The organism is Streptomyces sp. NPDC087440, assembly GCF_044744005.1.
Taxonomy (GTDB): domain Bacteria; phylum Actinomycetota; class Actinomycetes; order Streptomycetales; family Streptomycetaceae; genus Streptomyces.
Map to the genome: position 1 here is coordinate 109,851 of NZ_JBIUXN010000009.1, position 22,504 is coordinate 132,354.

19 protein-coding genes are annotated in these 22,504 nt (G+C 69.9%); 3 read left to right on the forward strand and 16 right to left on the reverse strand.

The annotated features are described in order from the left end of the window. Nucleotides 1–14: 14 nt before the first annotated feature. From ACIO3O_RS19765 to ACIO3O_RS19775, 3 genes are read right to left on the reverse strand one after another with little or no spacing between them, the layout of a single operon-like run. Nucleotides 15–1,739, reverse strand: a complete 1,725-nt coding sequence (locus tag ACIO3O_RS19765; RefSeq protein ID WP_401747400.1) for an LCP family protein — start codon at nt 1,737–1,739, stop codon at nt 15–17. Between the two features lie 41 nt (nt 1,740–1,780). Further along, nucleotides 1,781–2,422, reverse strand: a complete 642-nt coding sequence (nadD, locus tag ACIO3O_RS19770) for a nicotinate-nucleotide adenylyltransferase (protein WP_189824258.1) — start codon at nt 2,420–2,422, stop codon at nt 1,781–1,783. A gap of 50 nt (nt 2,423–2,472) precedes the next feature. Beyond that, on the reverse strand, nt 2,473–2,640 hold the full coding sequence (locus tag ACIO3O_RS19775) for a hypothetical protein (RefSeq protein WP_189824257.1): 168 nt from the start codon (nt 2,638–2,640) through the stop codon (nt 2,473–2,475). A 220-nt stretch (nt 2,641–2,860) separates the two neighbouring features. Between ACIO3O_RS19775 and ACIO3O_RS19780 the strand changes: the two genes are divergently transcribed. Continuing rightward, nucleotides 2,861–3,964 (forward strand): M48 family metallopeptidase, encoded by a 1,104-nt coding sequence (locus tag ACIO3O_RS19780; RefSeq protein WP_401747405.1) that lies wholly within the window; start codon nt 2,861–2,863, stop codon nt 3,962–3,964. Nucleotide 3,965: 1 nt separating this feature from the next. On the opposite strand, the gene ACIO3O_RS19785 is transcribed toward ACIO3O_RS19780, so the two are convergent. The 6 genes from ACIO3O_RS19785 to galE form a co-directional block, all read right to left on the reverse strand. Then, entirely contained in the window at nt 3,966–5,141 is a 1,176-nt protein-coding gene (locus ACIO3O_RS19785; protein WP_401747407.1) for a hypothetical protein, read from the reverse strand. Nucleotides 5,142–5,307: 166 nt separating this feature from the next. Then, nucleotides 5,308–5,904, reverse strand: coding sequence for a hypothetical protein (locus ACIO3O_RS19790; RefSeq protein WP_401747409.1), 597 nt, complete (start codon nt 5,902–5,904; stop codon nt 5,308–5,310). A 155-nt stretch (nt 5,905–6,059) separates the two neighbouring features. Continuing rightward, a complete protein-coding gene (locus tag ACIO3O_RS19795) occupies nt 6,060–7,343 on the reverse strand; it encodes a glutamate-5-semialdehyde dehydrogenase (protein ID WP_401747412.1) in 1,284 nt (427 codons plus the stop codon). A gap of 138 nt (nt 7,344–7,481) precedes the next feature. Continuing rightward, nucleotides 7,482–7,985, reverse strand: a complete 504-nt coding sequence (locus ACIO3O_RS19800) for a hypothetical protein (protein ID WP_401747414.1) — start codon at nt 7,983–7,985, stop codon at nt 7,482–7,484. A 171-nt stretch (nt 7,986–8,156) separates the two neighbouring features. Further along, nucleotides 8,157–9,308, reverse strand: a complete 1,152-nt coding sequence (gene proB, locus ACIO3O_RS19805; RefSeq protein WP_401747417.1) for a glutamate 5-kinase — start codon at nt 9,306–9,308, stop codon at nt 8,157–8,159. Between the two features lie 297 nt (nt 9,309–9,605). Next, the gene (gene galE / locus ACIO3O_RS19810) at nt 9,606–10,580 is read right to left on the reverse strand and encodes a UDP-glucose 4-epimerase GalE (RefSeq protein WP_401747420.1); all 975 of its coding nucleotides are present in this window, start codon (nt 10,578–10,580) and stop codon (nt 9,606–9,608) included. A 200-nt stretch (nt 10,581–10,780) separates the two neighbouring features. Between galE and ACIO3O_RS19815 the strand changes: the two genes are divergently transcribed. Continuing rightward, nucleotides 10,781–13,687 carry a CDP-glycerol glycerophosphotransferase family protein gene (locus tag ACIO3O_RS19815; RefSeq protein WP_401747421.1) on the forward strand — a complete coding sequence of 969 codons (2,907 nt, stop codon included), beginning with the start codon at nt 10,781–10,783 and terminating at the stop codon, nt 13,685–13,687. Further along, nucleotides 13,684–14,829 (forward strand): glycosyltransferase family 4 protein, encoded by a 1,146-nt coding sequence (locus ACIO3O_RS19820; RefSeq protein WP_401747423.1) that lies wholly within the window; start codon nt 13,684–13,686, stop codon nt 14,827–14,829. Before ACIO3O_RS19815 ends, ACIO3O_RS19820 begins: the two co-directional genes overlap by 4 nt. 73 nt (nt 14,830–14,902) lie before the next feature. Here ACIO3O_RS19820 and ACIO3O_RS19825 read toward each other — a convergent pair whose 3' ends face one another. From ACIO3O_RS19825 to galU, 7 genes are all read right to left on the reverse strand, one after another. Next, entirely contained in the window at nt 14,903–16,507 is a 1,605-nt protein-coding gene (locus ACIO3O_RS19825; protein WP_401747426.1) for a glycosyltransferase family 2 protein, read from the reverse strand. Nucleotides 16,508–17,020: 513 nt separating this feature from the next. Next, entirely contained in the window at nt 17,021–18,454 is a 1,434-nt protein-coding gene (obgE, locus tag ACIO3O_RS19830; RefSeq protein WP_401747427.1) for a GTPase ObgE, read from the reverse strand. A 178-nt stretch (nt 18,455–18,632) separates the two neighbouring features. Further along, nucleotides 18,633–18,890, reverse strand: a complete 258-nt coding sequence (gene rpmA / locus ACIO3O_RS19835) for a 50S ribosomal protein L27 (protein ID WP_018103204.1) — start codon at nt 18,888–18,890, stop codon at nt 18,633–18,635. A 12-nt stretch (nt 18,891–18,902) separates the two neighbouring features. Continuing rightward, the gene (gene rplU / locus ACIO3O_RS19840; RefSeq protein ID WP_185026398.1) at nt 18,903–19,223 is read right to left on the reverse strand and encodes a 50S ribosomal protein L21; all 321 of its coding nucleotides are present in this window, start codon (nt 19,221–19,223) and stop codon (nt 18,903–18,905) included. 181 nt (nt 19,224–19,404) lie between these two features. Next, nucleotides 19,405–20,496, reverse strand: coding sequence for an iron-containing alcohol dehydrogenase family protein (locus ACIO3O_RS19845; protein ID WP_401747431.1), 1,092 nt, complete (start codon nt 20,494–20,496; stop codon nt 19,405–19,407). Next, nucleotides 20,484–21,221, reverse strand: a complete 738-nt coding sequence (locus ACIO3O_RS19850; RefSeq protein WP_401747434.1) for a sugar phosphate nucleotidyltransferase — start codon at nt 21,219–21,221, stop codon at nt 20,484–20,486. The genes ACIO3O_RS19845 and ACIO3O_RS19850 overlap by 13 nt, the downstream gene beginning before the upstream one ends. A 205-nt stretch (nt 21,222–21,426) precedes the next feature. Next, nucleotides 21,427–22,335, reverse strand: a complete 909-nt coding sequence (galU, locus tag ACIO3O_RS19855) for a UTP--glucose-1-phosphate uridylyltransferase GalU (RefSeq protein ID WP_401747436.1) — start codon at nt 22,333–22,335, stop codon at nt 21,427–21,429. Nucleotides 22,336–22,504 lie beyond the last annotated feature (169 nt).

Here is a 22,504-nt window from a genome sequence, read left to right on the forward strand (position 1 = left end):
GTGCGGGCGTCGGCCTACTGGGTTGCCTCGGGAACCTTGTAGTCCCGCCCCAGGACGACGGCGACCTCCGTGTTCGGTGCGGCCTTCCCCCGGGCGACGGCGGTCGTCGGCAGGCCCAGCGTCTTGGCGACCTCTTCGGCCGTCGCCTTCTGCGCGTCGTCGGCGTAGGTGACCTTCGAGGTGGCCGCGGTGGACTGCTTGCCGCCGTCGGCGAACGTGTAGCCGCCGTTGACCAGGGTGATCCGTGCGGCTTCGACGGCTGCCGTCCGGCCCGTGGCGTTGCGGACCCCCACCCGTACCGCTGCGCCCTGCTCGGGTGCGGTGGCGGTGCCTCCGAGGACGGTCTTGACGACGGTGTCGGAGCCGCTGACCCGTCCGTCGGGGCCGACCGGGAGCAGCACGGTCTGGTAGGCGCCCTTCTTCGCGTGTCCGGCGAGCTTGGCCAGGGACGCGGCGAGGGACTTCTCCGGCAGCGACGGGTCCAGGATCATGCCGAGGTTCCGTACGGTGACCAGGGCGGTGTCCGGGTCGTCGGAGAGCTTCTTCAGGACGCCCTGCATGACCGCGCCGAAGCGGGCGAGCTGCTTGGCCTCGGACTCGCCCGGTGCCCGGTAGGTGGCGTACGCGACGGCCATGCTGCCGCTGAGCGTCTGCTGCTTGCCCTGTTTCACCAGGGGCGCCGCGCCCTTCTTCGTGTCCGGCACGGAGATGTCGGTGTCGATCTCGATGTTGCTCACTTGCTCGACGAGGTTCTCCAGGTACGGAGTGTCCAGCCGCCAGGTGCCGCCGATGCGGGTGCCGAGGGCGGTGCCCAGGGACTCGCGGGTGCCGGAGGCTCCGTCGTCGCCGACGGACTTCGCGAGGGTGGTGGCCACACCGTTGTCGTCGGCGAGGGTGAGCGCGTCGGGCAGCAGCACGGTGGTGCCCTGTCCGGTGCTGGTGTTGTCGACGAGCAGGACCGTGGAGGTGGCGTTGCGGTCCTTGAGGTCGTGCAGGTGCAGGACGATCACGTCGCGCTTCTGTGCGCCCGCGACGACGGGGCCGCCGCTCTTCTGCGAGGACACGCCGGGGAGCTTGTCCGCGTACCAGAGGTAGCCGACACCGCCCGCGACGGCCAGAGCGAGGACGACGGCGAGGGCGACGACGCGGGAGCGTCCGCGCCGCTTGGCCTCCTCGCGGCGCTCGGTGCGGCTCTCGGTGAACTTCAGCCAGTCGATGACGTCTTCGGAGTTCTCGTCGGGTTCCTCGACGAAGGAGAACTGTTCTGTGGCGTATTCGGGTGTGCCCGAGCGACGCTGGGCGGCCGCGGCCTCCGGGGACGGCTCCTGCGCGGCCTCGGGCTCCGGGGGTGCGGTCCGGGGCGGCCTGCGGTCCTGCTGGGGCTCCGGCGCCGGAGCCTGCTGCGGAATCCACTGCTGTTGCGGCGGCAGTTGCTGCTGCTGTCCGGTGTCGTACCCGTACTGCTCCGGGATCTGCTGCTGCGGCGCCTGGGGTGCGTACGGGTCGAACTGTGCGGTCTGCTGCGGCTGTTGCGTGTACGGGTCGTATCCGTACGTTTGCTGCTGGGGCTGTTGCTGCGCCGCGTAGGGGTCGTAGTTCTGCTGCGGTTGCGCGGCCTGCTGCTGCGGGGGCTGCTGGTACACCGGTTGCCCGTACGCGTCGTAGCCGATGATGTCCGGCTGCGGCGGGGTGTAGGGGTCCTGCGCGTAAGGGTCGTACGGGTTCTGGCGGTCGTTCACCGGTGCCCCATTTCCGTGCTGCTGCTCAGTGCCGTGTGCCGTCAGTCCCGGTACAGCTCGCGCTTGTCGATGTAGCGGACCACGCCGTCGGGCACCAGGTACCAGACCGGGTCGCCGCCGCGTACGCGCGCGCGGCAGTCCGTCGAGGAGATCGCCAGGGCGGGCACCTCCACCAGGGACACACCGCCTTCGGGCAGCCCGTCGGACGTCAGGTCGTGTCCGGGGCGGGTGACGCCGATGAAGTGCGCGAGGGCGAAGAGTTCCTCGGCGTCGCGCCAGGTGAGGATCTGCGAGAGGGCGTCGGCGCCGGTGATGAAGAACAGGTCGGCGTCCGCGTTGAGGGAGCGCAGGTCCCGCAGGGTGTCGATGGTGTACGTGGGGCCGCCGCGGTCGATGTCGATGCGGCTGACGGAGAACTGCGGGTTGGACGCGGTCGCGATGACCGTCATCAGGTAGCGGTCCTCGGCGGGGGTGACCAGCTTGTGGCTCTTCTGCCACGGCTGTCCGGTCGGTACGAACACCACCTCGTCGAGGTGGAACAGTGCGGCCACCTCGCTGGCGGCCACCAGGTGGCCGTGGTGGATCGGGTCGAACGTGCCGCCCATGACGCCGATGCGGCGCTTGCCCGTGCCGTCCGCGCTGCTGCCACCGGCCGGACCGGTAGGCGTTACCTGCTCTCCCATGCGTGCAGACCCTACTGGCCCGTGCACCCGGCCCGGTCCCCCGGTCCGGTTCAGCGGTCCCGGTTGAAGCGGGTGGTGATCCACAGCAGCAGCATCAGCGCGATGAAGGCGCCGCCGCCGGTGACGAGGGGGCTGAGGGAGGCGTGCTGGTCGACGTGCTCGCCGGCTTCGCCGGAGGCGAGGGTCACGAGCTGGGCTGCGGTCTGGTGGAGGCTCATCTTCGGCGGACCTATCGGGAGACGGAGGGGAGACTTCGGCAACATCGTATGCGCCGGGAGCGGGCACGCTCACGCCGACTCAGGCGTTGAGCGGATATCGGCCCCCGGGCAACCGGTCCGGGCGGGGTCGCGTCAGCTAGGGGAGGGCCTCCGACGCACCCCTCTAGGCTGGGGCCGTCCGGGGGACGGGACATGTCTCGTACGAGAGCAGGGGTCATTCATGACAGACGGCAATCACGAGCAGGGGCGGGACAACGGGGAGGGCGGCGGGCACGAGAACCTGCCGGGCCGCCAGCGCCGGCGGTTCCCCGGAATCTCCTCGCGGGCGTACGAGCACCCGGCGGACCGGTCCGCGCTGGTGGCACTGCGCAAGCTGAGCGGTTTCGACACGGTGTTCAAGGCGCTGAGCGGGCTGCTGCCGGAGCGGAGCCTGCGGCTGTTGTTCCTGTCCGATTCGGTGCGGGTGAGCGACGAACAGTTCGCGCACCTCAACTCGATGCTGCGGGACGCCTGTTACATCCTGGACCTGGAGAAGGTTCCGGCGATGTACGTCACGCAGGACCCCAAGCCCAACGCGATGTGCATCGGCCTCGACGAGCCGATCATCGTGGTGACGACAGGGCTGGTGGAACTCCTCGACGAGGAGGAGATGCGGGCGGTCGTCGGCCACGAGGTGGGGCACGCGCTGTCCGGGCACTCCGTGTACCGGACGATCCTGCTGTTCCTGACGAGTCTGGCGCTGAAGGTGGCGTGGATTCCGCTGGGCAACATCGCGATCATGGCGATCATCACGGCGCTGCGCGAGTGGTTCCGCAAGTCGGAGCTGTCCGCTGACCGTGCGGGGCTGCTGGTGGGACAGGACCTCCAGGCGTCCATGCGCGGGCTGATGAAGATAGCGGGCGGCAACCACCTGCACGAGATGAACGTGGACGCGTTCCTCAAGCAGGCCGAGGAGTACGAGGCGGGCGGCGACCTGCGCGACTCCGTCCTGAAGATCCTGAACGTGCTGCCGCGCTCGCACCCGTTCACCACGGTGCGCGCCGCGGAGCTGAAGAAGTGGTCCGAGAGCCGCGAGTACCAGCGGATCATGGACGGCCACTACCCGCGCCGGGACGAGGACAAGGACACCTCGGTGACGGATTCCTTCAAGGAGTCCGCGGCCCACTACGCGGACACCGTGAAGACCAGCAAGGACCCGCTGATGAAGCTGGTCGGCGACATCGCGGGCGGTGCGGGCGACCTCGGCGGCAAGCTGCGGGACAAGTTCACCGGCGGCTCGGGGGCCGGCAGGGGCGGCTCCGGGGGGAACGGCTCCGGGGCCTGATTCAGCGCGACGGGGGCCCGGTCGGTTGCGCGGCGGCGGAGAGGGTTCCGCAGAGTGCGCCGGTCGCGGCCCCCGTGGCGTACGGGTCGGTGCCCGCCGCCGGAGCGGCCGAAGGGGCCGTGGACGCGCCCGCCGAGGCCGTGGGAGCCCCTGGGGCGGCTGTGGGCGCCTCTCCCGGCTCCGGGGCCCGCAGGCCCGCCAGCAGGGGCTGCCAGGCCTGTGCCGCCCCCGGGGCTCCGCACGCCTGCGGGCCGGCCAGGGTGGAGGCGGCGAGGAGTTCCGTACGGTGGCGGCGCAGGTCCTCGGCGTCGTACCGGAAGTGGAGTTCCCGGCGGACGGTGAACAGGGAGGCTCCGTCGGCGCGCGCGGCGCCTTGCCCGGTGGCGGGCCGCAGCGGGTAGACGAAGGTGTGGTCGCTGGTGACGTCGAGGAGGTCGGGGCCGAGCTCGACGGCGCGCAGGGTGCCGTTGGCGCGTGCCCCGCCGGCGAGGGCCACCTTCTCGGGGTTGAAGCGCACCAGCCAGCCGGAGGCCTCGGCGCCGGGTCGCGCGGGGGTGTCGAAGGCGGCGTCGAACTGGTCCTGCTGGTCGGGGTCGAGGAGGAGGCGCACCGTGCGGACCTCGCGGCCCGTGAGGACCTGGGGGTCGAGGGAGGACTGCACCAGGTAGTCCTTGGCGATGGTGAGGGCGGCCTGCACCTGGCTCTCGGAGAAGTGCTGCGTGCCTCTGGGGATGGGCAGCTGGATGCCTTCGGCGCCGGTGCGGAACTGTGCGGCGGGGCTGTGCAGGAAGAGTTCGGCGGGTTTGCCGCCGGGCACCGGGCCGGTGGGGGCGAGCGGTACGACGGTGGCCTGCAGGGCTTCGGCGCGGTGGTCGGACGTGGGCTGCGCAGGGGTGCGTACGCCCATGTAGACGGCGGTGGCGAAGGCGAGGACGACGAGCAGCACGAGGAGGAGCACCTGGGTGCGCCCGGTGCGTGCGGCCGGTGCCGGTGGTGGGGGTGGGAGCGTCCTGACGGCGGGCGCGTGGTCCCCCACGCGTTCCGTCGCGGAGTACTCCTGGAGCCGGGCGGCGCGGACGAACGATTCGTCGAATACGACGGACCGGTAGTCGTCGTCACCACTGTTGGGAAAGCCCTCGGGCGGGGTGCCCTCGGGCGGGTCCGATCGACCTGCCATCGCTTCTCCCTGAGCGCTGAGCCCTGCGGTGGGGAGAGAGTCTCCCTTTCAGAGTAGGTCGCGGGAAGCGAAGGTAAACGCCGCGGTACGACAGAATTTCGGCGGAAGTTCCGTCATTTTGAGCGGCGTTGAAGGTTTGCCGAGGGATTCTTCGGTTCTGCTGGATTCAGGGCGTGCGGGGTTGGGCGGAAACGGCCGGAGCCGTGTATTCCGCGGAGGTCGAGGGGGCGCTCCCGGGGACGCCGGGGAGGGTGGCGTCGACGCCGCTCGTGGACGCGGGCGCGGGTGCCTGCCCGTCTCGGCTCCCGGAGGCTCCCCGGTAGACGGCGGCGAACGCGAAGGCCACCATGCCGATGCCCATCAGCAGGGCGAGTATCCAGGCGACGGGCCGGTGCCAGCGCGAGGAGTTGCGGTACGGGCGCAGGGCCCCGCCGTACGGGCCGTAGGGGCCGGGGAAGGCGGGGTTGCCGTAGCGGTCGTAGCCGCCGCCGGTGTCGCCGTACGGCACGGACTGGTCGCGCGTCTCGTACGCGGGGTCGTCGTCGGGCGGCATTCGGCCCGCCCAGGCGCGGGCGGCGTCCGCCTCCGCGCGCGCTTCGGCGGCGGCCAACAGGCGTTCCACCGCACTCGGTTCATGGAATTCGGCGGCTTTGACGAAGTCCTCGTCGAATACCACGGAGGCGAAGTCCTCGTCCGCGCCCCCGCGGTCGTCGTCGGGTTCCCAGCCATCCGAGAACGGCTTGCCCTCCACGTCGTCCGGCACTCGTTCAGCGTAGACCCGGGCGGTCGTTTTGGGCAGAGAACGGACAGAGGAGGCAGGGGAGTTCGGCGACCTGGGGGCGGGCGCGACAGTGCGGGGCAACACACACGACAGTGCGAGGAAGCGCGCGCAACGGTGCGAGGAAGCGCGCGACTGTGTCAGCGGATGTGACCGTCGCCGGTGACGATGTACTTCGTGGACGTCAGCTCCGGAAGGCCCATCGGTCCGCGTGCGTGCAACTTCTGGGTGGAGATGCCGATCTCCGCTCCGAAGCCGAACTGGCCGCCGTCGGTGAACCGGGTCGAGGCGTTCACCGTGACCGTCGTCGAGTCGACGAGCTGGGTGAAGCGGCGGGCGGCGCCCTGCGAGGTGGTGACGATCGCCTCGGTGTGACCGGAGGACCAGCGCCGGATGTGCGCGACGGCGTCGTCCAGGGAGTCCACCACGGCGGCCGCGATGTCGTACGACAGGTACTCGGTCTCCCAGTCGGCCTCGACGGCCGGTACGACGGTGGCCTTCGTCCCCTCCGCCTGTGCGAGGACACGGGCGTCGGCGTGCACGGTGACTCCGGCGGCCGCGAGGGCGTCCAGGGCGCGCGGCAGGAAGGCGTCGGCGATGTCCTGGTGCACGAGGAGCGTCTCGGCGGAGTTGCAGACGCTCACGCGGTGCGCCTTGGAGTTGATGAGGACGTCGACCGCGGTGTCGAGGTCGGCCTGTGCGTCGACGTAGACGTGGCAGTTGCCGGTGCCGGTCTCGATGACCGGGACGGTGGATTCCTCGACGACGGTACGGATGAGGGAGGCGCCGCCGCGCGGGATGAGCACGTCGACCAGGCCACGGGCGCGCATCAGCTCCCGTACGGAGTCGCGGGACTCCCCCGGGACGAGTTGCACGGCGTCGGCGGGCAGCCCGGACTGCGCGAGGGCGTCCCGTACGACGCCCACCAGTGCGGTGTTGGAGGTGTACGCGGAGGAGGAGCCGCGCAGCAGTACGGCGTTGCCCGACTTCAGGCACAGGGCTGCGGCGTCGACGGTGACGTTGGGGCGTGCCTCGTAGATGATGCCGACGACGCCGAGAGGGACGCGCACCTGCCGCAGGTCGATCCCGTTGGGGAGGGTGGAGCCGCGCACCACTTCACCGACCGGGTCCGGCAGGGCGGCCACGTCGCGCACGTCGGAGGCGATGGCGCGCACCCGCTCGGGGGTGAGGGTGAGCCGGTCGACCACGGACTCCGCGGTGCCGGCGGCGCGGGCGCGCGCCACGTCCTCGGCGTTGGCCTCGACGATCTCCTGGGTGCGGGCGAGCAGGGCGTCGGCGACCGCCAGGAGGGCGGCGTCCTTCGCCGCGCGCGGCAGCGGGGCCAGCTCTGCTGCGGCCTCGCGGGCGCGGGTGGCGGCGGTGAGGACCGGGGAGAGGTCGGCGGGAGCGCGGTGCTGGGTCATGGGGGCAGCGTAATCCTGTGCCGTGGGGCACCAGGTGGGTGTTTCGGAGTCCGAGACGGGTGCGGGCCCCTCTGGGCCGCCGCCCCCTGGGCCCCCCTTGTGGGAGGGCGGCAGGGCAACGGGCGGCCGGAGCGTGGGTCAGTAGGGGTGGACGCCCACCGGGGCGGCCGGGGGCGGACCGTAACCCTCGGCGACGCGCTGGTGGTAGGTGTGGCGGTCGATGACTTCGAGGCCGACGATCTCCCAGGGCGGCAGCTTCGCGGTGGAACGGTGTTCGCCCCACAGGCGCAGCGCGACGGCGGCCGCGTCGTGCAGGTCGCGGGCCTCCTCCCAGTAGCGGATCTCCGCGTGGTCACCGGCGTAACGGCTGGTGAGCAGGAAGGGGTGGTCGTGCGCGAGCTGTTCCAGGCCCCGTCTGACCTCGGCGAGCGGGGTCTCGGCGCCGGAGACGCTGAGCGTGATGTACCAGAGGCGTGACACCTCGGGGTCCTGTCGCCGGGCGGGTCGGGTCTGCCGCTCGGGCTCGGTCTCCCGGCCCTCGCGGGCGTCGCCGCCGTCGTCGAAGTCAGCGCCCGCCCCGACGCTCGTCAGGGCTCGCTCGGCTGTCCCTCGGGGCGGCGCCCCCGGGCGCGCTCGTCTCACCGGCGGCCTCCTGATGCGTTTGTGTGCTGTACCCCCGCAACAAAGTTGACCAGTCCGGGGCCGGTTGCGGGCGGTTTTCCCGAAGGTCTCCACCGGGAGGCTGGACTTTCGGCCGTTTCGTGGACGCCCGGTGCGCACCACGAGGAGTTTGAGCGTTCGCTCACGACGCCGTCAGCTGTGGAGCAGTACCAGGTCGTCGCGGTGCACGACCTCGCGTTCGTACGCAGGTCCGAGTTCCTTGGCCAGATCCCGGGTGGACCGGCCGAGGAGTTGTGGAAGTTCTTTCGCGTCGAAGTTGACCAGCCCGCGGGCGACGGCGCGGCCGGTGCTGTCCCGCAGTTCCACGGGGTCGCCCGCGCCGAACTCGCCCTCGACGGCCGCGATCCCGGCGGGCAGCAGCGAGGTGCGCCGTTCGACCACGGCTCGTACCGCACCGTCGTCGAGAGTGAGTGCGCCCTGGGGCGTGGAGGCGTGCGCGAGCCACAGGAGGCGGTCGGCGCTGCGCCTGCCGGTGCGGTGGAAGTACGTACCGGTGTCGCGTCCGGCGAGGGCGTCGGCGGCGTGGGTGGCGGAGGTGAGGACGACGGGGATGCCGGCCGCTGCGGCGATGCGGGCGGCTTCGACCTTGGTGACCATGCCACCGGTGCCGACGCCGGCTTTTCCGGCGCTGCCGATCTGGACGTGCGCGATGTCGCCGGGGCCGGTGACCTCGGCGATGCGGGAGGTGTGCGGCTTGGCCGGATCTCCGTCGTACAGACCGTCGACGTCCGAGAGAAGAACCAGGAGGTCGGCGCGGACGAGGTGGGCGACGAGGGCGGCGAGGCGGTCGTTGTCGCCGAAGCGGATCTCGTCCGTGGCGACGGTGTCGTTCTCGTTGACGACCGGCAGGGCGCCCATGGCCAGGAGCTGGTCGAGGGTGCGGTAGGCGTTGCGGTAGTGGGCGCGGCGGCTGGTGTCGGTGCTGGTGAGCAGGACCTGGCCGACGCGGACGCCGTAACGGGCGAAGGAGGCGGTGTAGCGGGCGACGAGGAGGCCCTGGCCGACGCTGGCGGCGGCCTGCTGGCGGGCGAGGTCCTTGGGGCGCTTGGTGAGGCCGAGGGGGGCGAGACCCGCGGCGATGGCGCCGGAGGAGACGAGGACGATTTCGCGGGCGCCGCCGCCGCGCGCGGTGGCGAGGACGTCGACGAGGGCGTCGACCCGGTCGGCGTCGAGTCCGCCCGCTGCGGTGGTCAGCGACGAGGAGCCGACCTTGACGACGACTCTGCGTGCCTCGCCGACGCCCTGCCTGGCGTCCTGACCCGGTCGTCCGCTTGCCCCTGCCACGTGCGTGCATCCCCTTGGTTCGCCTGTGCGGTGCCGCGCGCCGTTGCCGCGTGCGGTCACCGTCTCCCGTGTCCGCGGCTCCGGTGTTCCGGTCCGCCGGGTTTCCCGCAATGTACGTGAGGGCCGTGGTGCGGTGCTCGGGAGTTCCGCTCCCCGGACGCGGCGACGGACGTGACAACGACGGACGCGACGACGGATGCGGCGACGGATGCGGCGACGGATGCGGCGACGGATGCGGCGACGGCGGGTCCCGGGAGAGTCCGGGACCCGCCGTCAACGTCGCGCGTGTGCGGGTGGTCAGTCCTGCGGGTGGCGGTGGCGCCAGCCGGCCCAGGCCGACTCGACCATGTCGCGTACGTCATGGCTCGCTTCCCAGTCGAGTTCGGCGCGGATGCGGTCGGCGGCGGCGACGACGCGGGCGGGGTCTCCGGCGCGGCGGGGGGCGACCTCGGCCTTGATGTCCTGGTGGCCGCTGATCTCGCGGATGACGTCGATCATCTCGGCGACGGAGACGCCCTCGCCCTTGCCGATGTTGAGCACCAGGTGGGTGTCGGGTGCGGCGACCAGCTTGCGGGCGGCGGCAACGTGCGCGGAGGCGATGTCGGCGACGTGGATGTAGTCGCGGACGCAGGTGCCGTCGGGGGTCGGGTAGTCGTCGCCGAAGACGAGCGGGGACTTACCGACGTCGATGCGTTCGAAGACCATGGGGACGAGGTTGAAGACGCCGGGGTCGCCGAGTTCGGGGGATGCGGCACCCGCGACGTTGAAGTAGCGCATGCAGGCGGTGGCCATGCCGTGCGCCTTGCCGACGGCCCGGACCATCCATTCGCCGGCGAGCTTGGTCTCGCCGTAGGGGCTCATGGGCAGGCAGGGGGTGTCCTCGGTGACGAGGTCGACGTCCGGCATTCCGTAGACGGCCGCGGAGGAGGAGAAGACGAACTGCTTGATCCCGGCGGCGGCGGACGCCTCCAGAACGGTCTGCAGACCGACCACGTTCTCGCGGTAGTAGAACAGCGGCTGTTCCACGGATTCACCGACCTGCTTCTTGGCGGCGATATGCACCACACCGGTGACCCGGTGCTTGTTCAGCACGTCGTCCAGGAGTGCCCGGTCGAGTACCGAGCCGCGCTCCAGTGGAACGCCGGACGGAACCCTCGTCTCCGATCCCGTACTCAAGTCGTCCAGCACCACAACGCTTTCCCCGCCGTCAGCGAGAGCCTTTACCACGTGTGAACCGATGTATCCCGCACCGCCAGTTACCAGCCAAGTCATAGAGGCACTATACAGAGACGCTTTGATCACTGATCGGGGCATCTCTGGGCATGGGATCAGGGGCATCGCCCATGGGCTAGCCTGGCGAGGACTGTCGAAATCCTTCAAGATCCTTCAAGGCTCATCAGTTGACCGTCCCTCACATACCCGCAGTTGTGAGGGATCAGTAATCAAAACGTACCGAGGACGTGAACACAGAGGTGGCCTTGTCAAGCCCGTCTCCCTCGCCGGACACCCTCCCGACGACCGTGCCGGACATCAGTGTCGTCGTCATCGTCTACAACGATGCCCAGCGCCTGCCGACGGCCGTGCAGTCGGTCCTGGACCAGACGTTGCACAACGTCGAGGTGATCATCGCGGACGACTGCTCCACGGACGGTTCTTACGCCGTGGCCAGGAAACTCGCGGCCGAGCACCCCGACCGGGTGCGGGCGATCCAGTTGGAGGAGAACAGCGGCGGCTGCGGTGAGCCGCGCAACCAGGGCATCGCGGTGTCCCGCGGCCGCTACGTGATGTTCCTCGACAGCGACGACACGCTCGAACTCAATGCCTGCCGCAACATGTTGGAGGCCGCCGAGACCACCGGCGCCGACCTGGTGTCCGGCCTGTGCCTGCGGGTGCACGTCGACAGCAGACACGGCAAGACGACCGAGTGGTACCGCTGGCTCTACAACTCCACGCGCACGCTCGACTCCGTCGCGGAACTGCCGGACCTGCTGGTGTTCGACACCCTGTCGACGAACAAGTGTTATCGGCGCGAATTCCTGATCGAAAGCAACCTCGCTTTCCCGAAGCGGATTCACTACGAGGACCTGCTTTTCTCCGCCCAGGCTTATCTGGCAGCCTCCCGCATCACCCTGATTCCGAATACTGTCTACTTCTGGAATGTGGTCGAGAAGACCGAGAAGAAGTCGATCAGTAATCGCCGCAATGAAATCAACAATTTCGCGGACCGGGTGGAGATCCACCGGCGGATCGACAAAATCCTGAAGTCCCGCTCGATGGACGACCTGAAGCTGCACAAGGACATCAAGTTCCTGAAGCACGACCTGGTCCTCTACTTGCGCGAACTGCCGTTCCTGGACGACGACTACCGGCACGCCTTCGCCGAGATGGCCCGGGAGTACGTCCAGTCCTTCGCCCCCGAGGCGTACAACGAACTGCACCCCGCCCACGCCATCTGCGCGTACCTCCTCCTCCAGGAGGACTGGGACAACCTGATGCCGGCGATCGACATGCTCCTGAACCGGAGCAAGCTGGCGATGCCGCTGGTGGAGAAGGACGGCCGGATCTACTGGTGCGAGGAGCACCTGGAGGACCCGCACGCCCGCGCCCTGCTCGACGTCACCGACCTCGGCTACCACACCAGGCCGGTCGACAAGCTGGATCTGCGCAACAGCCTCACCGGTTACACGGAGCGGCCCACCGTCGTGGAGCTCTCCGGGGCGATCGTCAACCCGCTGGGCAAGATCGCACCGGACGCGAAGCTGTCCGCCGAGATCGTGCTCAAGGCGCGCCGCACCAGCCTGCAGTCGTTCCGCTTCCCCGTGCGCAGTGTGCGTGTTGACGGCGACCGGGTGCGCTGGGAGGCCGCCCTGCCGCTGGCGAAGGAGTTGCGCCCGCTCGGCATCGTGGACGACGTGTGGAACGTACGGCTGCACCTCAAGGTCGACGGGAAGAAGACCGAGAGCGCGATCACCGTCGGCAACACCGACATCGAGCGCACCGGCATCATCGGCGTCAAGCCCCGGCTGACGCGGCTGGCGGGCGACCGCATAGAGGCAGAGGTCTCCGGGCGCGGTCACCTGGCGTTCCACATCGTGCAGCACAGCGCGGCGTCCCAGAAGACCCGTGCGCTGATCCAGAACAACATGGACAGCCTGCCCGCGCGGATCGCCAAGACCACGTACCGCAAGGCCCGCGACGTGCGCAAGGAGCTCAACTCCGGTGCACGCAAGATCGACGGTTACCACCGGATGATCAAGGCGCTGCCCGTGCGCAAGGGTACCGTCGTCTTCGAGAGCCACCTGGGCAAGCAGTACAGCGACAGTCCGCGCGCGATCTACGAGGAGCTGAAGCGGCGCGGCGCCCCGATCCACGCGATCTGGTCGTACGCGGGCGCGAAGCCGAGCGGCTTCCCCACCGACGTGGAACTGGTCAAGCGCTGGTCCTGGAAGTACCTGCGGGCGCTGGCACAGGCCGAGTTCTGGGTGGACAACCAGGGTTTCCCGCTGAAGCTGGCCAAGCGCCCCGAGACGACGTACATCCAGACCTGGCACGGTTCCGCGCTCAAGCGCATGGGCTTCGACGAGCCGGGCTACCGGCTGATGTCGGAGATGGAGCAGGCCTCGTACCAGAAGTCACTGGACCGGTTCGACCACTTCGTGGTGCGCACCGAGCACGACGTGCGCACTCTTGCGCGCGCCTACCGGATGCCGGAGAGCAAGCTGCTGCGCACCGGGTACCCGCGCAACGACGCTCTGGTGCAGGGGCGCGACGCGACGGTGGAGAGCGCTCAGGTGAAGGAGTTGAAGGAGCGCCTGGGCATCCGTCCCGGGCTTCCGGTCGTGCTGTACGCGCCGACGTTCCGGGCCAACGCCCAGGGCAAGGTGCAGAAGTTCGAGTTCCCCTTCTCCGTCGATGAGTTCGCGGAGCGGTTCGGCGAGAAGTGCACGCTGCTGGTGCGTACGCACTACCTCAACCAGGTGGCGCTGCCGCCGGCGATGGCGGGGCGCATCGTCAACGTGTCGGAGGAGCCGGACATCACACCGCTGCTGCTCGCGTCGGACGCGTTGATCACCGACTATTCCTCGGTGATGTTCGACTTCGCGCTGTTGCAGCGGCCCCTGGTGTTCTTCGCGTACGACTGGGAGGAGTACTCCCAGGACATCCGCGGCACGTACTTCAACCTCCTCGACGCGGCACCGGGCCCGGTGCCCCGTACCCAGGAGGCACTGTTCGACGTGCTGGAGGACCTGGACGGCGTGCGTGCCCAGTACGGTCCGCAGGTGAAGGAATTCGTGGACCGGTACGGCGAGTACGACCACGGTGACGCGGCCGCGCAGATCGCGGACCGCTTCTTCGGAGGAAAGGGCCGGGCCCGATGACTCGACGCGACATCTTCTTCGTCGGCAACGAGGTCGACGAACTCGGCGGCGTGGCCCGCTGGCAGACCCAGATGGCCTCGCTGCTGGCCGAACGCGGACACCGGGTCACCGTCGTCGGCATCGCGCCCGCCGACGTCGCGATGGACCTCGGGGAGAACCCTCCGTACAAGCGGGTGACGCTGTACGAGAAGCGCCCTCCCGGCCGCAAGCCGGTGCACGGGCTGCGCGGCAGGGTCGACGTGGCCGCACGGCTGCACAACGCGCGCAGGGACGCCGGGATGCGGGAGACGTCCGCGAAGCTGTCGCGGATGTTCCGCACGGCGGCGCCGGACGCGATGATCGTCGTGACGCAGGTGTGGGCGATGGAGTGGGTGGAGCTGGCCGACACGGCCGGGCACCCCGTCATCGGCATGAGCCACGAGAGCTACGAGTACTCGCGGCAGTCCTCACGCTTCGGCCGTGTGCTGAAGCACTACAAGGACATCGACCGGCTGCTGCTGCTCACGCAGGAGGACGCCGACCTGTGGGCGGTCAAGGGCCTCAACAACGTGGGGTTCATGCCCAATCCGCTGCCGATGATGCCGCAGACGGTGTCTCCGCGTACGGAGAAGACGGTCGTCAGTATCGGCCGGCTCAGTCACCAGAAGGGCCTCGACATGATGCTCGACGCCTGGGCGGAGGCTGCTCCGCAGGTGCCGGGCTGGAAGCTGAAGCTGTACGGCGCGGGCGAACTGGAGCAGTCGCTCAAGAAGCAGGCGACGGATCTGGGGCTGGACGGTTCGGTCGAGTGGGCCGGGCAGACCCGGGACGTGATCGGGGCACTGCACGGTGCTTCGGTGTTCGCGCAGTCCTCGCGCGGCGAGGGTTTCCCGCTGGCGCTGCTGGAGGCCATGGCGTGCGGGGTGCCGTGTGTGGCGTTCGACTGTGCGCCGGGCGTGCACGAGATCGTCCAGGACGGTGTGGACGGGCTGCTGGCGCGTCCCGGGAACACTCCGGAGCTGGCGCGGCAGTTGGTGCGGCTGATGCAGGACCAGGAGCTGCGGGACCGGATGGGCGATCTGGCCCGGGAGAACGTCCAGCGGTACTCGCCGGAGTCGATCACGCAGCGGTGGGAGGAGCTCTTCGAGTTCCTGGAGCGCTGAGGTTCCGGCGCCGTACGTGACGAGGGGGCTGTCCCCGGGACCTCGGGTCCGGGGACAGCCCCCTCGTCGTCGTTCAGCGTGCCAGCAGCCGCTTGATGCGGCGTCGGGCCACGTCCAGGACGCCGTGGAGTCCCCCGGCGATCCGCACCATGAGCGCTCCTCGCGGCGTCACGTGGATCTGGACGAGCAGAGGGCGCCCCAGGCGCGGTACGACCCTGCGGCGGGCCACTCCCGGGTGCGCGGCGCGCACTTCCGCGGGGATGCGCGCGCCGCCCGTACAGATCACGTCGGCCTGGACCCGCCAGGACACCAGGCGGGCGGCGTCGGCCAGGTCCTTGGTGGTCACCTCGAAGGCGGCCTGCCAACTGTCGCCGATGCGGCGCAGGGGCTGTTCGCGGATCTTCGCGGGGAGGGCGTCGTGCTGGTCGGTCAGCCGCAGTACGGCCCGTTGCGGGTTCAACGGGGCGAGCAGGCCGTGGAGTTCCGGGACCGTCAGGGTGAACCCGAGCGTGTTACCGACGGAGACCGTGCCGTTGACGGTGACGGGAAGCTTGGCGGCGGGCAGTGCGGTGAGCCCGTCGAGGAGCACCTCGGGCTGGCGGCCGGACAGGACGGGCTCCCCCGCCGTGTTCGTGTACGAGGGGGGCAGCAGGCGGGGCGGCTGTGCGGCCAGGGCCATGACCCGCTCCAGTTCGGCGGGTGCCTCCCAGGCCGTCAGGGCGCGGGCCAGCCAGCGGGACGGAGCCTCGGCGGCCTCGTAGGCGGCGGCGTCGAAGCCCGCCAGGTAGGTGCGGGCGTGCGCCCACCAGTCGGCCCGGTAGTCGGGTGCGCGCTGGGCCAGTTCCCGCACGTACATGGGCAGGTCGTAGTCGAGGAACTTGGTCTGCGCGGCGACGGCGAGGCCGGGCTGTCCTGCCGTGCGGAAGACCTCGACCACGCGGCGGTGTGCCTCCACCCGGTGCTCCCAGTTGGCGAGCGTGGCACGGCGCAGGGAGATGGAGAGCGCGGCGTCCGAGCGGCGTACGTGCCAGATGTAGACGGGGGCGCTGATGACGGCCATGCGGGGGGCGGCCGCGTACACCTTCGCGGTGAAGACGAAGTCCTCGTAGTGGAAGGCGCCGTCGGGGAAGACGGCGCCGTGCTCGGCGAGGAAGTCGCGGCGGTAGAGCTTGTTGACGGAGAGGGTGTCGATGAGGAACTCGGGGTGTGCGGTGATGCCCTTGAGGACGGTGCCGGGCAGGGTGGCGCCGGCGCTGGTGTCGTAGAGGGCGGGTGCCCACACGGTGTCGTGGTCCTCGGGAAGTTCGCGGCGTACGCAGGCCCCGGCGACGACGTCGATGCCGGGGCCTGCTGCGGCGAGGAGAGCGTCGACGGCGCCCGGCGGGTAGACGTCGTCGCTGTCGAGGAACATGACGTGGGGGAAGGCCGCGGCGGCGATGCCGTCGTTGCGGGGGCTGCCGCAGCCGCCGCTGTTGTGGTCGCGGTGCAGGGGGCGCACCCGGGGGTGCTGGGCGGCGAGGGCGTCCACGGCGTCACGGGTGCCGTCGGTGGAGGCGTCGTCGACGACGATCACTTCGCCGACGGCGTCTCCCTGGGCAAGGGCGGACTCGACAGCCGTGGCGATGCGGTCCGCGTCGTTGAAGACGATGACGACCACGGTGATCTGTGCGGGGTGCACCCTGAATGCTCCTCATTAACGTTGCACCGGCCGTGTCGACCGGACTCTCCGCGCGCCGCTCCCCGGGGAAACCGGCCCCAAACTCTGGTGCAACCAACGTCACAGAACAGGCGGCCGCACGTGGGTCTTCCAGGGTAGACCGCTCGCGACGAGGATTCCGCTTTGCCGTATTCCTCCGGGCCCCCTGCCGCCCCTCTGGAATCTCCTTGACCCAAGTGCCCGTGAAGTGAACGCCAGTTCCCGCTTGTCTTCACACCCCGCTGACATCACCCGACGAACTGTCGAACCGTGGGCAACGTGGGTCAGGAACATGTGCACGGGGAGTATCTGCTGCTCCTCGACAGTGACGACGCCCTGACGGCGGCGCGAGGTTGCTCCAGGAGGGTGCGGGGAGGAGTGGGTGCGGGGAAGGCACTCGTGACAGAGGGGCCCGGTTCCGAGAGGAAGAGTCTCTGGGAACCGGGCCCCTCTGTCGTGGCGTCACACGCCGGAAGGCAAATAACTGACGATGCGTCAGAAGGGCTTGAACTCGTCGTATTCCTTCTGCGAGTTGTCGCGCTCCGCCTCACGGTCCTTGCGGCGGGTGGCCGCGGGGCGCGGGGCGTCGAGGCGGTGGTCCTCGCCGCGGCGGCCGAGCATCTCGGCACCGGCCATGACGGTGGGCTCCCAGTCGAAGACGACCGCGTTCTCCTCGGCGCCGATGGCGACGGCGTCGCCCGCGCGGGCGCCCGCCTTCATCAGTTCGGTCTCCACGCCGAGGCGTGAGAGACGGTCGGCGAGGTAGCCGACGGCCTCGTCGTTGTTGAAGTCGGTCTGCTGCACCCAGCGCTCCGGCTTCTCGCCGCGCACGCGGAAGACGCCGTCCTCCTCGGTGACCGTGAAGCCGCTGTCGTCGACGGCCTTCGGGCGGATGACGATGCGGGTCGCCTCCTCCTTCGGCCGGCGGGCGCGCAGCTTGGAGATGCCCTGGGCGAGGGCGAAGGAAAGTTCCTTCAGGCCCACGCGGGTCACGGCGGACACTTCGAAGACCTTGTAGCCGCGGGCTTCGAGCTCCGGGCGGATCATGTCCGCGAGGTCCTTGCCGTCCGGGATGTCGATCTTGTTGAGGACGACGAGGCGCGGCCGGTCGTCCAGACCGCCGTACAGCTTGAGCTCCTCCTCGATGACGTCGAGGTCGGAGATCGGGTCGCGGTCGGACTCCAGTGTCGCCGTGTCCAGGACGTGCACGAGGACCGAGCAGCGCTCGACGTGCCGCAGGAATTCCAGGCCCAGGCCCCGTCCCTCGCTGGCGCCGGGGATGAGGCCGGGGACGTCGGCGATGGTGTAGACGGTGGAGCCCGCGGTGACGACGCCGAGGTTGGGGACCAGCGTGGTGAACGGGTAGTCCGCGATCTTCGGCTTGGCTGCGGAGAGCACCGAGATCAGCGAGGACTTGCCGGCGCTCGGGTAGCCCACCAGGGCCACGTCGGCGACGGTCTTGAGCTCCAGGACGATGTCCGCGGACTTGCCCGGCTCGCCGAGCAGCGCGAAGCCGGGGGCCTTGCGGCGGGCGGAGGACAGCGCGGCGTTGCCGAGGCCGCCGCGGCCGCCCTCACCGGCGATGTACGTGGTGCCGTGGCCGACGAGGTCGGCGAGGACGTTGCCCTCCTTGTCGAGGACCACGGTGCCGTCGGGCACGGGCAGGATCAGGTCCTGGCCGTCCTTGCCGGAGCGGTTGTCGCCGGCGCCGGGCTGGCCGTTGGTGGCCTTGCGGTGCGGGCTGTGGTGGTAGTCGAGGAGGGTGGTGACGGCCTGGTCGACGACGAGGATGATGTCGCCGCCGCGTCCGCCGTTGCCGCCGTCCGGGCCGCCGAGCGGCTTGAACTTCTCACGGTGTACGGAGGCGCAGCCGTGGCCTCCGTTACCCGCGGCGACATGCAGTTCGACGCGGTCCACGAAGGTGGTCATGGGTGTCCTCCAGTACAGGTAATGCGGAATGTCTACATACGTAACACGCCGAGGGCGGACACGCTTCCCCGTAGCCGGGAAAGAGCGTCCGCCCTCGGAACGTGCGGTGTGTCGCTCCGAGCACCACGGGGGTGCTCAAACCGAGCGCCTCAAGAGGTGCTCAGGAAAGCTGGCTTGTTCAGCCGGCGATCGGAACGATGTTCACGACCTTGCGGCCACGGTGCGTGCCGAACTCGACCGCACCGGCGGCGAGAGCGAACAGCGTGTCGTCGCCACCACGGCCGACGCCCGTGCCCGGGTGGAAGTGGGTGCCGCGCTGGCGGACCAGGATCTCACCGGCGTTGACGGCCTGACCGCCGAAGCGCTTCACGCCGAGCCGCTGGGCATTGGAGTCGCGACCGTTCCGAGTGGACGATGCGCCCTTCTTGTGTGCCATGTCTCAGTCCCTTTACTTCGCAGCCGTGGGGATACCGGTGACCTTGATCGCCGTGTACTGCTGGCGGTGACCCTGGCGACGGCGGTAGCCGGTCTTGTTCTTGTAGCGGAGAATGTCGATCTTCTCGCCCTTGTGGTGGTCCACGACCTCGGCCGTGACCTTGATCCCGGCCAGGACCCACGGGTCGCTGGTCACGGAGTCGCCGTCGACAACGAGCAGAGTCGAAAGCTCGACCGTGTCGCCAACCTTGGCAGTGGAAATCTTGTCAACCTCAACGATGTCGTCGACAGCAACCTTGTGCTGGCGACCACCGCTGCGCACGATGGCGTACACGCGGATCTCACTCTCACTCGAAGACGGGACCCCTGATGCCAGCCGCTTCCGGCGTGAAACAGGACGAGCGGCCTCTCCCGACGCACCGAAGTGATCCGGGAGGGGGTTGCTCAGGGGTTTGGCGCACAAAAAGACGCCGACGGTCAAGGTTACGGGGCCCCGACCGGTGGGTCAAACCGGGCTAACGCCCACCGTCCGGCTGTCCACCCGACGCGCCGACGGCCTTCACCAGGGAGCTGTAGGCGTCCCTGATGCCGTCCTCGGACAGGTCCAGGTGTTCCAGGATCGTGAAGCGCCCCGGCCGCGTCTGAGGCGCGTACCGGACGGCTGCCACGAACTCCTCCACGGTGAAGCCGATGTCCCCCGGCAGCACCGGCAGGGCGTGCCTGCGCAGTACGTCGGCGAACAGTCCGGCCTCCTCGTGCGCCCCGCGCAGGTGCATCGCGAAGACCGCGCCGATGCCGACCTGCTCGCCGTGGAGCGCTGAGCGCTGCGGGTACAGCAGGTCGAAGGCGTGGCTGATCTCGTGGCAGGCGCCCGAGGAGGGCCGGGTGTCGCCGCTGATCGACATGGAGATGCCGGACAGCACGAGGGCTTCGGCGAGCACGGTGAGGAAGGCGTCCTGGGTGATGTCGCCGGGGTGGCGCAGCACCGCCTCGCCGGCCTGCCGCGCCATGGCGGCGGCCAGACCGTCCACCTTCTCCCCGTTGACCTGGTGGGAGAGTTCCCAGTCGGCGACGGCGGAGATGTTGGAGAGGGAGTCGCCGATTCCGGACCGTACGAAACGCGGGGGCGCGTCCCGGATGACGTCGAGGTCGATGAGCATCGCGATGGGCGTCGGCACGCCGTAGGAGCCGCGCCCGTTGTCGTTGTCCAGGATGGACACCGGGGAGCACAGGCCGTCGTGCGAGAGGTTCGTCGCGACCGCGACCATGGGCAGCCCGATGCGGGCGGCCGCGTACTTGGCCACGTCGATGATCTTCCCGCCGCCGAGGCCGACGACCGCGTCGTAGCGCTTGCGGCCCTTCATCTCCTCGGCGAGCCGCACGGCCGCGTCGATGGTGCCGTCGGTGACGGGGTACCAGTCGGCGTCCGGCAGCACCGGCGACAGCTTCTCCTTCAGTGCCAGGCCCGAGCCGCCGCTGATGGCGATGGCGAGCGCGCCCGAGCCGGAGATCCGCTGGTCGGCGAGGACGACCGCGAGGTCGTCGAGGGCCCCGCGGGAGATGTCGACGGCGACCGGCGAGGGGATCAGCCGGGTCAGTACTGGCACGCGATCTCCCGGCCCTTGGCGAGGTCGTCGTGGTTGTCGATCTCGACCCACTTGAGGTCGCCGATCGGGGCGACGTCGATCCGGAAGCCTCGGCCCACGAGCTCCTGGTAGCCGTCCTCGTAGTAGAGGTCGGGGTCGCGCTCGAAGGTGGTCTTCAGGGCGTCGGCGAGCTCCTCCGCGGCGTCGCCCTCGATGAGGGTGACACCGATGTACTCACCGGTCGCGGACGCCGGGTCCATCAGCTTGGTGATCTTCTGTACGGCGTCACCGGCGTCGGTGATGACCTTCATCTCCTCGTCGGCGAGGTTTTTCACCGTGTCGAGGGCGAGGATGATCTTCTGTCCGTTGCCGCGGGCGGCCAGCAGCGTCTCTTCGACCGAGACCGGGTGCACGGTGTCACCGTTGGCGAGGATGACACCGTTCTTGAGGACGTCGCGGGCGCACCACAGGGAGTAGGCGTTGTTCCACTCCTCGGCCTTGTCGTTGTCGATCAGGGTGATCGTGACGCCGTAGGTCCTCTCCAGCTCCTCCTTGCGCGCGTAGACGGCTTCCTTGCGGTAGCCGACGACGATCGCGACCTCGGTGAGGCCGACCTTCGCGAAGTTCCCCAGGGTGAGGTCGAGGACGGTGGTGTCGCCGTCGACGGGCACGAGCGCCTTGGGCAGCGTGTCGGTGTAGGGGCGCAGACGCCGTCCGGCGCCCGCCGCCAGTACCAGGCCGATCATGGGGTTCTCCTTCGTGCGGGTCGTGCAGAAGATGCAGAGAGTGCCGAGGGTGCTGAGCAGCTGCAGAGAGTGCTGAGCGGGGTGGTGCAAGGGGTGTGCGGGGCAAAGGGTACGGGGCGGCCGCCCCCGCTGGTGCGAGGGTGGCCGCCCCGAGGGTCGTCCCGCGCGGGTGCCGAGGCTCCCGTCGCCGTGCGCCCGAGGAGAACTACATCTCCTCCGCGACGTAGCCGCGCAGCCACGTCTTGAAGTCCGGGCCGAGGTCCGCGCGCTCGGCGGCGAGGCGGACGATGGCCTTCAGGTAGTCGCCGCGGTCGCCCGTGTCGTAACGGCGGCCCTTGAAGACGACGCCGTGCACCGGGCCGCCGACGTTCTCGTCCGCGGCCAGCGTCTGGAGGGCGTCGGTGAGCTGGATCTCGCCGCCGCGGCCGGGCTCGGTCTTGCGCAGCACCTCGAAGACGGCCGGGTCCAGGACGTACCGGCCGATGATGGCGAGGTTGCTGGGGGCGTCCTCGGTGGCGGGCTTCTCGACCAGGCCGTTGATCTTGACGACGTCGCCCTCGGCGGTGGCGTCGACGGCCGCGCAGCCGTACAGGTGGATCTGCTCCGGGTCGACCTCCATCAGCGCGACGACGCTGCCGCCGTACGTCTGCTGGACCTCGACCATGCGGGCGAGCAGCGGGTCGCGGGGGTCGATCAGGTCGTCGCCGAGGAGGACGGCGAAGGCCTCGTCGCCGACGTGCGGGGCGGCGCACAGCACGGCGTGGCCGAGGCCGCGCGGGTCGCCCTGGCGGACGTAGTGCATGGTCGCCAGGTCGCTGGACTCCTGGACGCGCGCGAGGCGGTCGGCGTCACCCTTCTTGGTGAGGGCGGACTCCAGCTCGTAGTTGCGGTCGAAGTGGTCCTCAAGAGCGCGCTTGTTGCGGCCCGTGATCATGAGTACGTCGGAGAGTCCCGCGCCGGCGGCTTCCTCGACCACGTACTGGATCGCGGGCTTGTCGACGACCGGCAGCATCTCCTTGGGAGTGGCCTTGGTCGCGGGCAGGAAGCGGGTGCCGAGCCCTGCGGCCGGGATGACGGCCTTGCGTATGGGGCGAGGGGTGGCGCTGTTGCTCATGAGGTTTCGAACTCTCCGTTGTTCAGGGGCATTTCACGACCTTCGGCCCCGGGTTCGCCCGGGTGCCGGGCAAGGTCCCGGGAGATCTCGGACCGGTCCCGGATACCAGGGTGGCCAGCGCCGGATCGGCGCGGGCCACCCTGGTTCCGGCCGAGGGCCGGTTCCGCTG

Bases quoted from the DNA above. Each gene is read 5' to 3' on its own strand.
- obgE (WP_401747427.1), bottom strand. From the start codon at position 18,454: ATGACCACCTTCGTGGACCGCGTCGAACTGCATGTCGCCGCGGGTAAC.
- ACIO3O_RS19785 (WP_401747407.1), bottom strand. From the start codon at position 5,141: ATGGCAGGTCGATCGGACCCGCCCGAGGGCACCCCGCCCGAGGGCTTT.
- galU (WP_401747436.1), bottom strand. From the start codon at position 22,335: ATGAGCAACAGCGCCACCCCTCGCCCCATACGCAAGGCCGTCATCCCG.
- ACIO3O_RS19775 (WP_189824257.1), bottom strand. From the start codon at position 2,640: ATGAGCCTCCACCAGACCGCAGCCCAGCTCGTGACCCTCGCCTCCGGC.
- ACIO3O_RS19780 (WP_401747405.1), top strand. From the start codon at position 2,861: ATGACAGACGGCAATCACGAGCAGGGGCGGGACAACGGGGAGGGCGGC.
- nadD (WP_189824258.1), bottom strand. From the start codon at position 2,422: ATGGGAGAGCAGGTAACGCCTACCGGTCCGGCCGGTGGCAGCAGCGCG.
- rpmA (WP_018103204.1), bottom strand. From the start codon at position 18,890: ATGGCACACAAGAAGGGCGCATCGTCCACTCGGAACGGTCGCGACTCC.
- galE (WP_401747420.1), bottom strand. From the start codon at position 10,580: ATGACTTGGCTGGTAACTGGCGGTGCGGGATACATCGGTTCACACGTG.
- ACIO3O_RS19850 (WP_401747434.1), bottom strand. From the start codon at position 21,221: ATGATCGGCCTGGTACTGGCGGCGGGCGCCGGACGGCGTCTGCGCCCC.
- ACIO3O_RS19820 (WP_401747423.1), top strand. From the start codon at position 13,684: ATGACTCGACGCGACATCTTCTTCGTCGGCAACGAGGTCGACGAACTC.
- ACIO3O_RS19795 (WP_401747412.1), bottom strand. From the start codon at position 7,343: ATGACCCAGCACCGCGCTCCCGCCGACCTCTCCCCGGTCCTCACCGCC.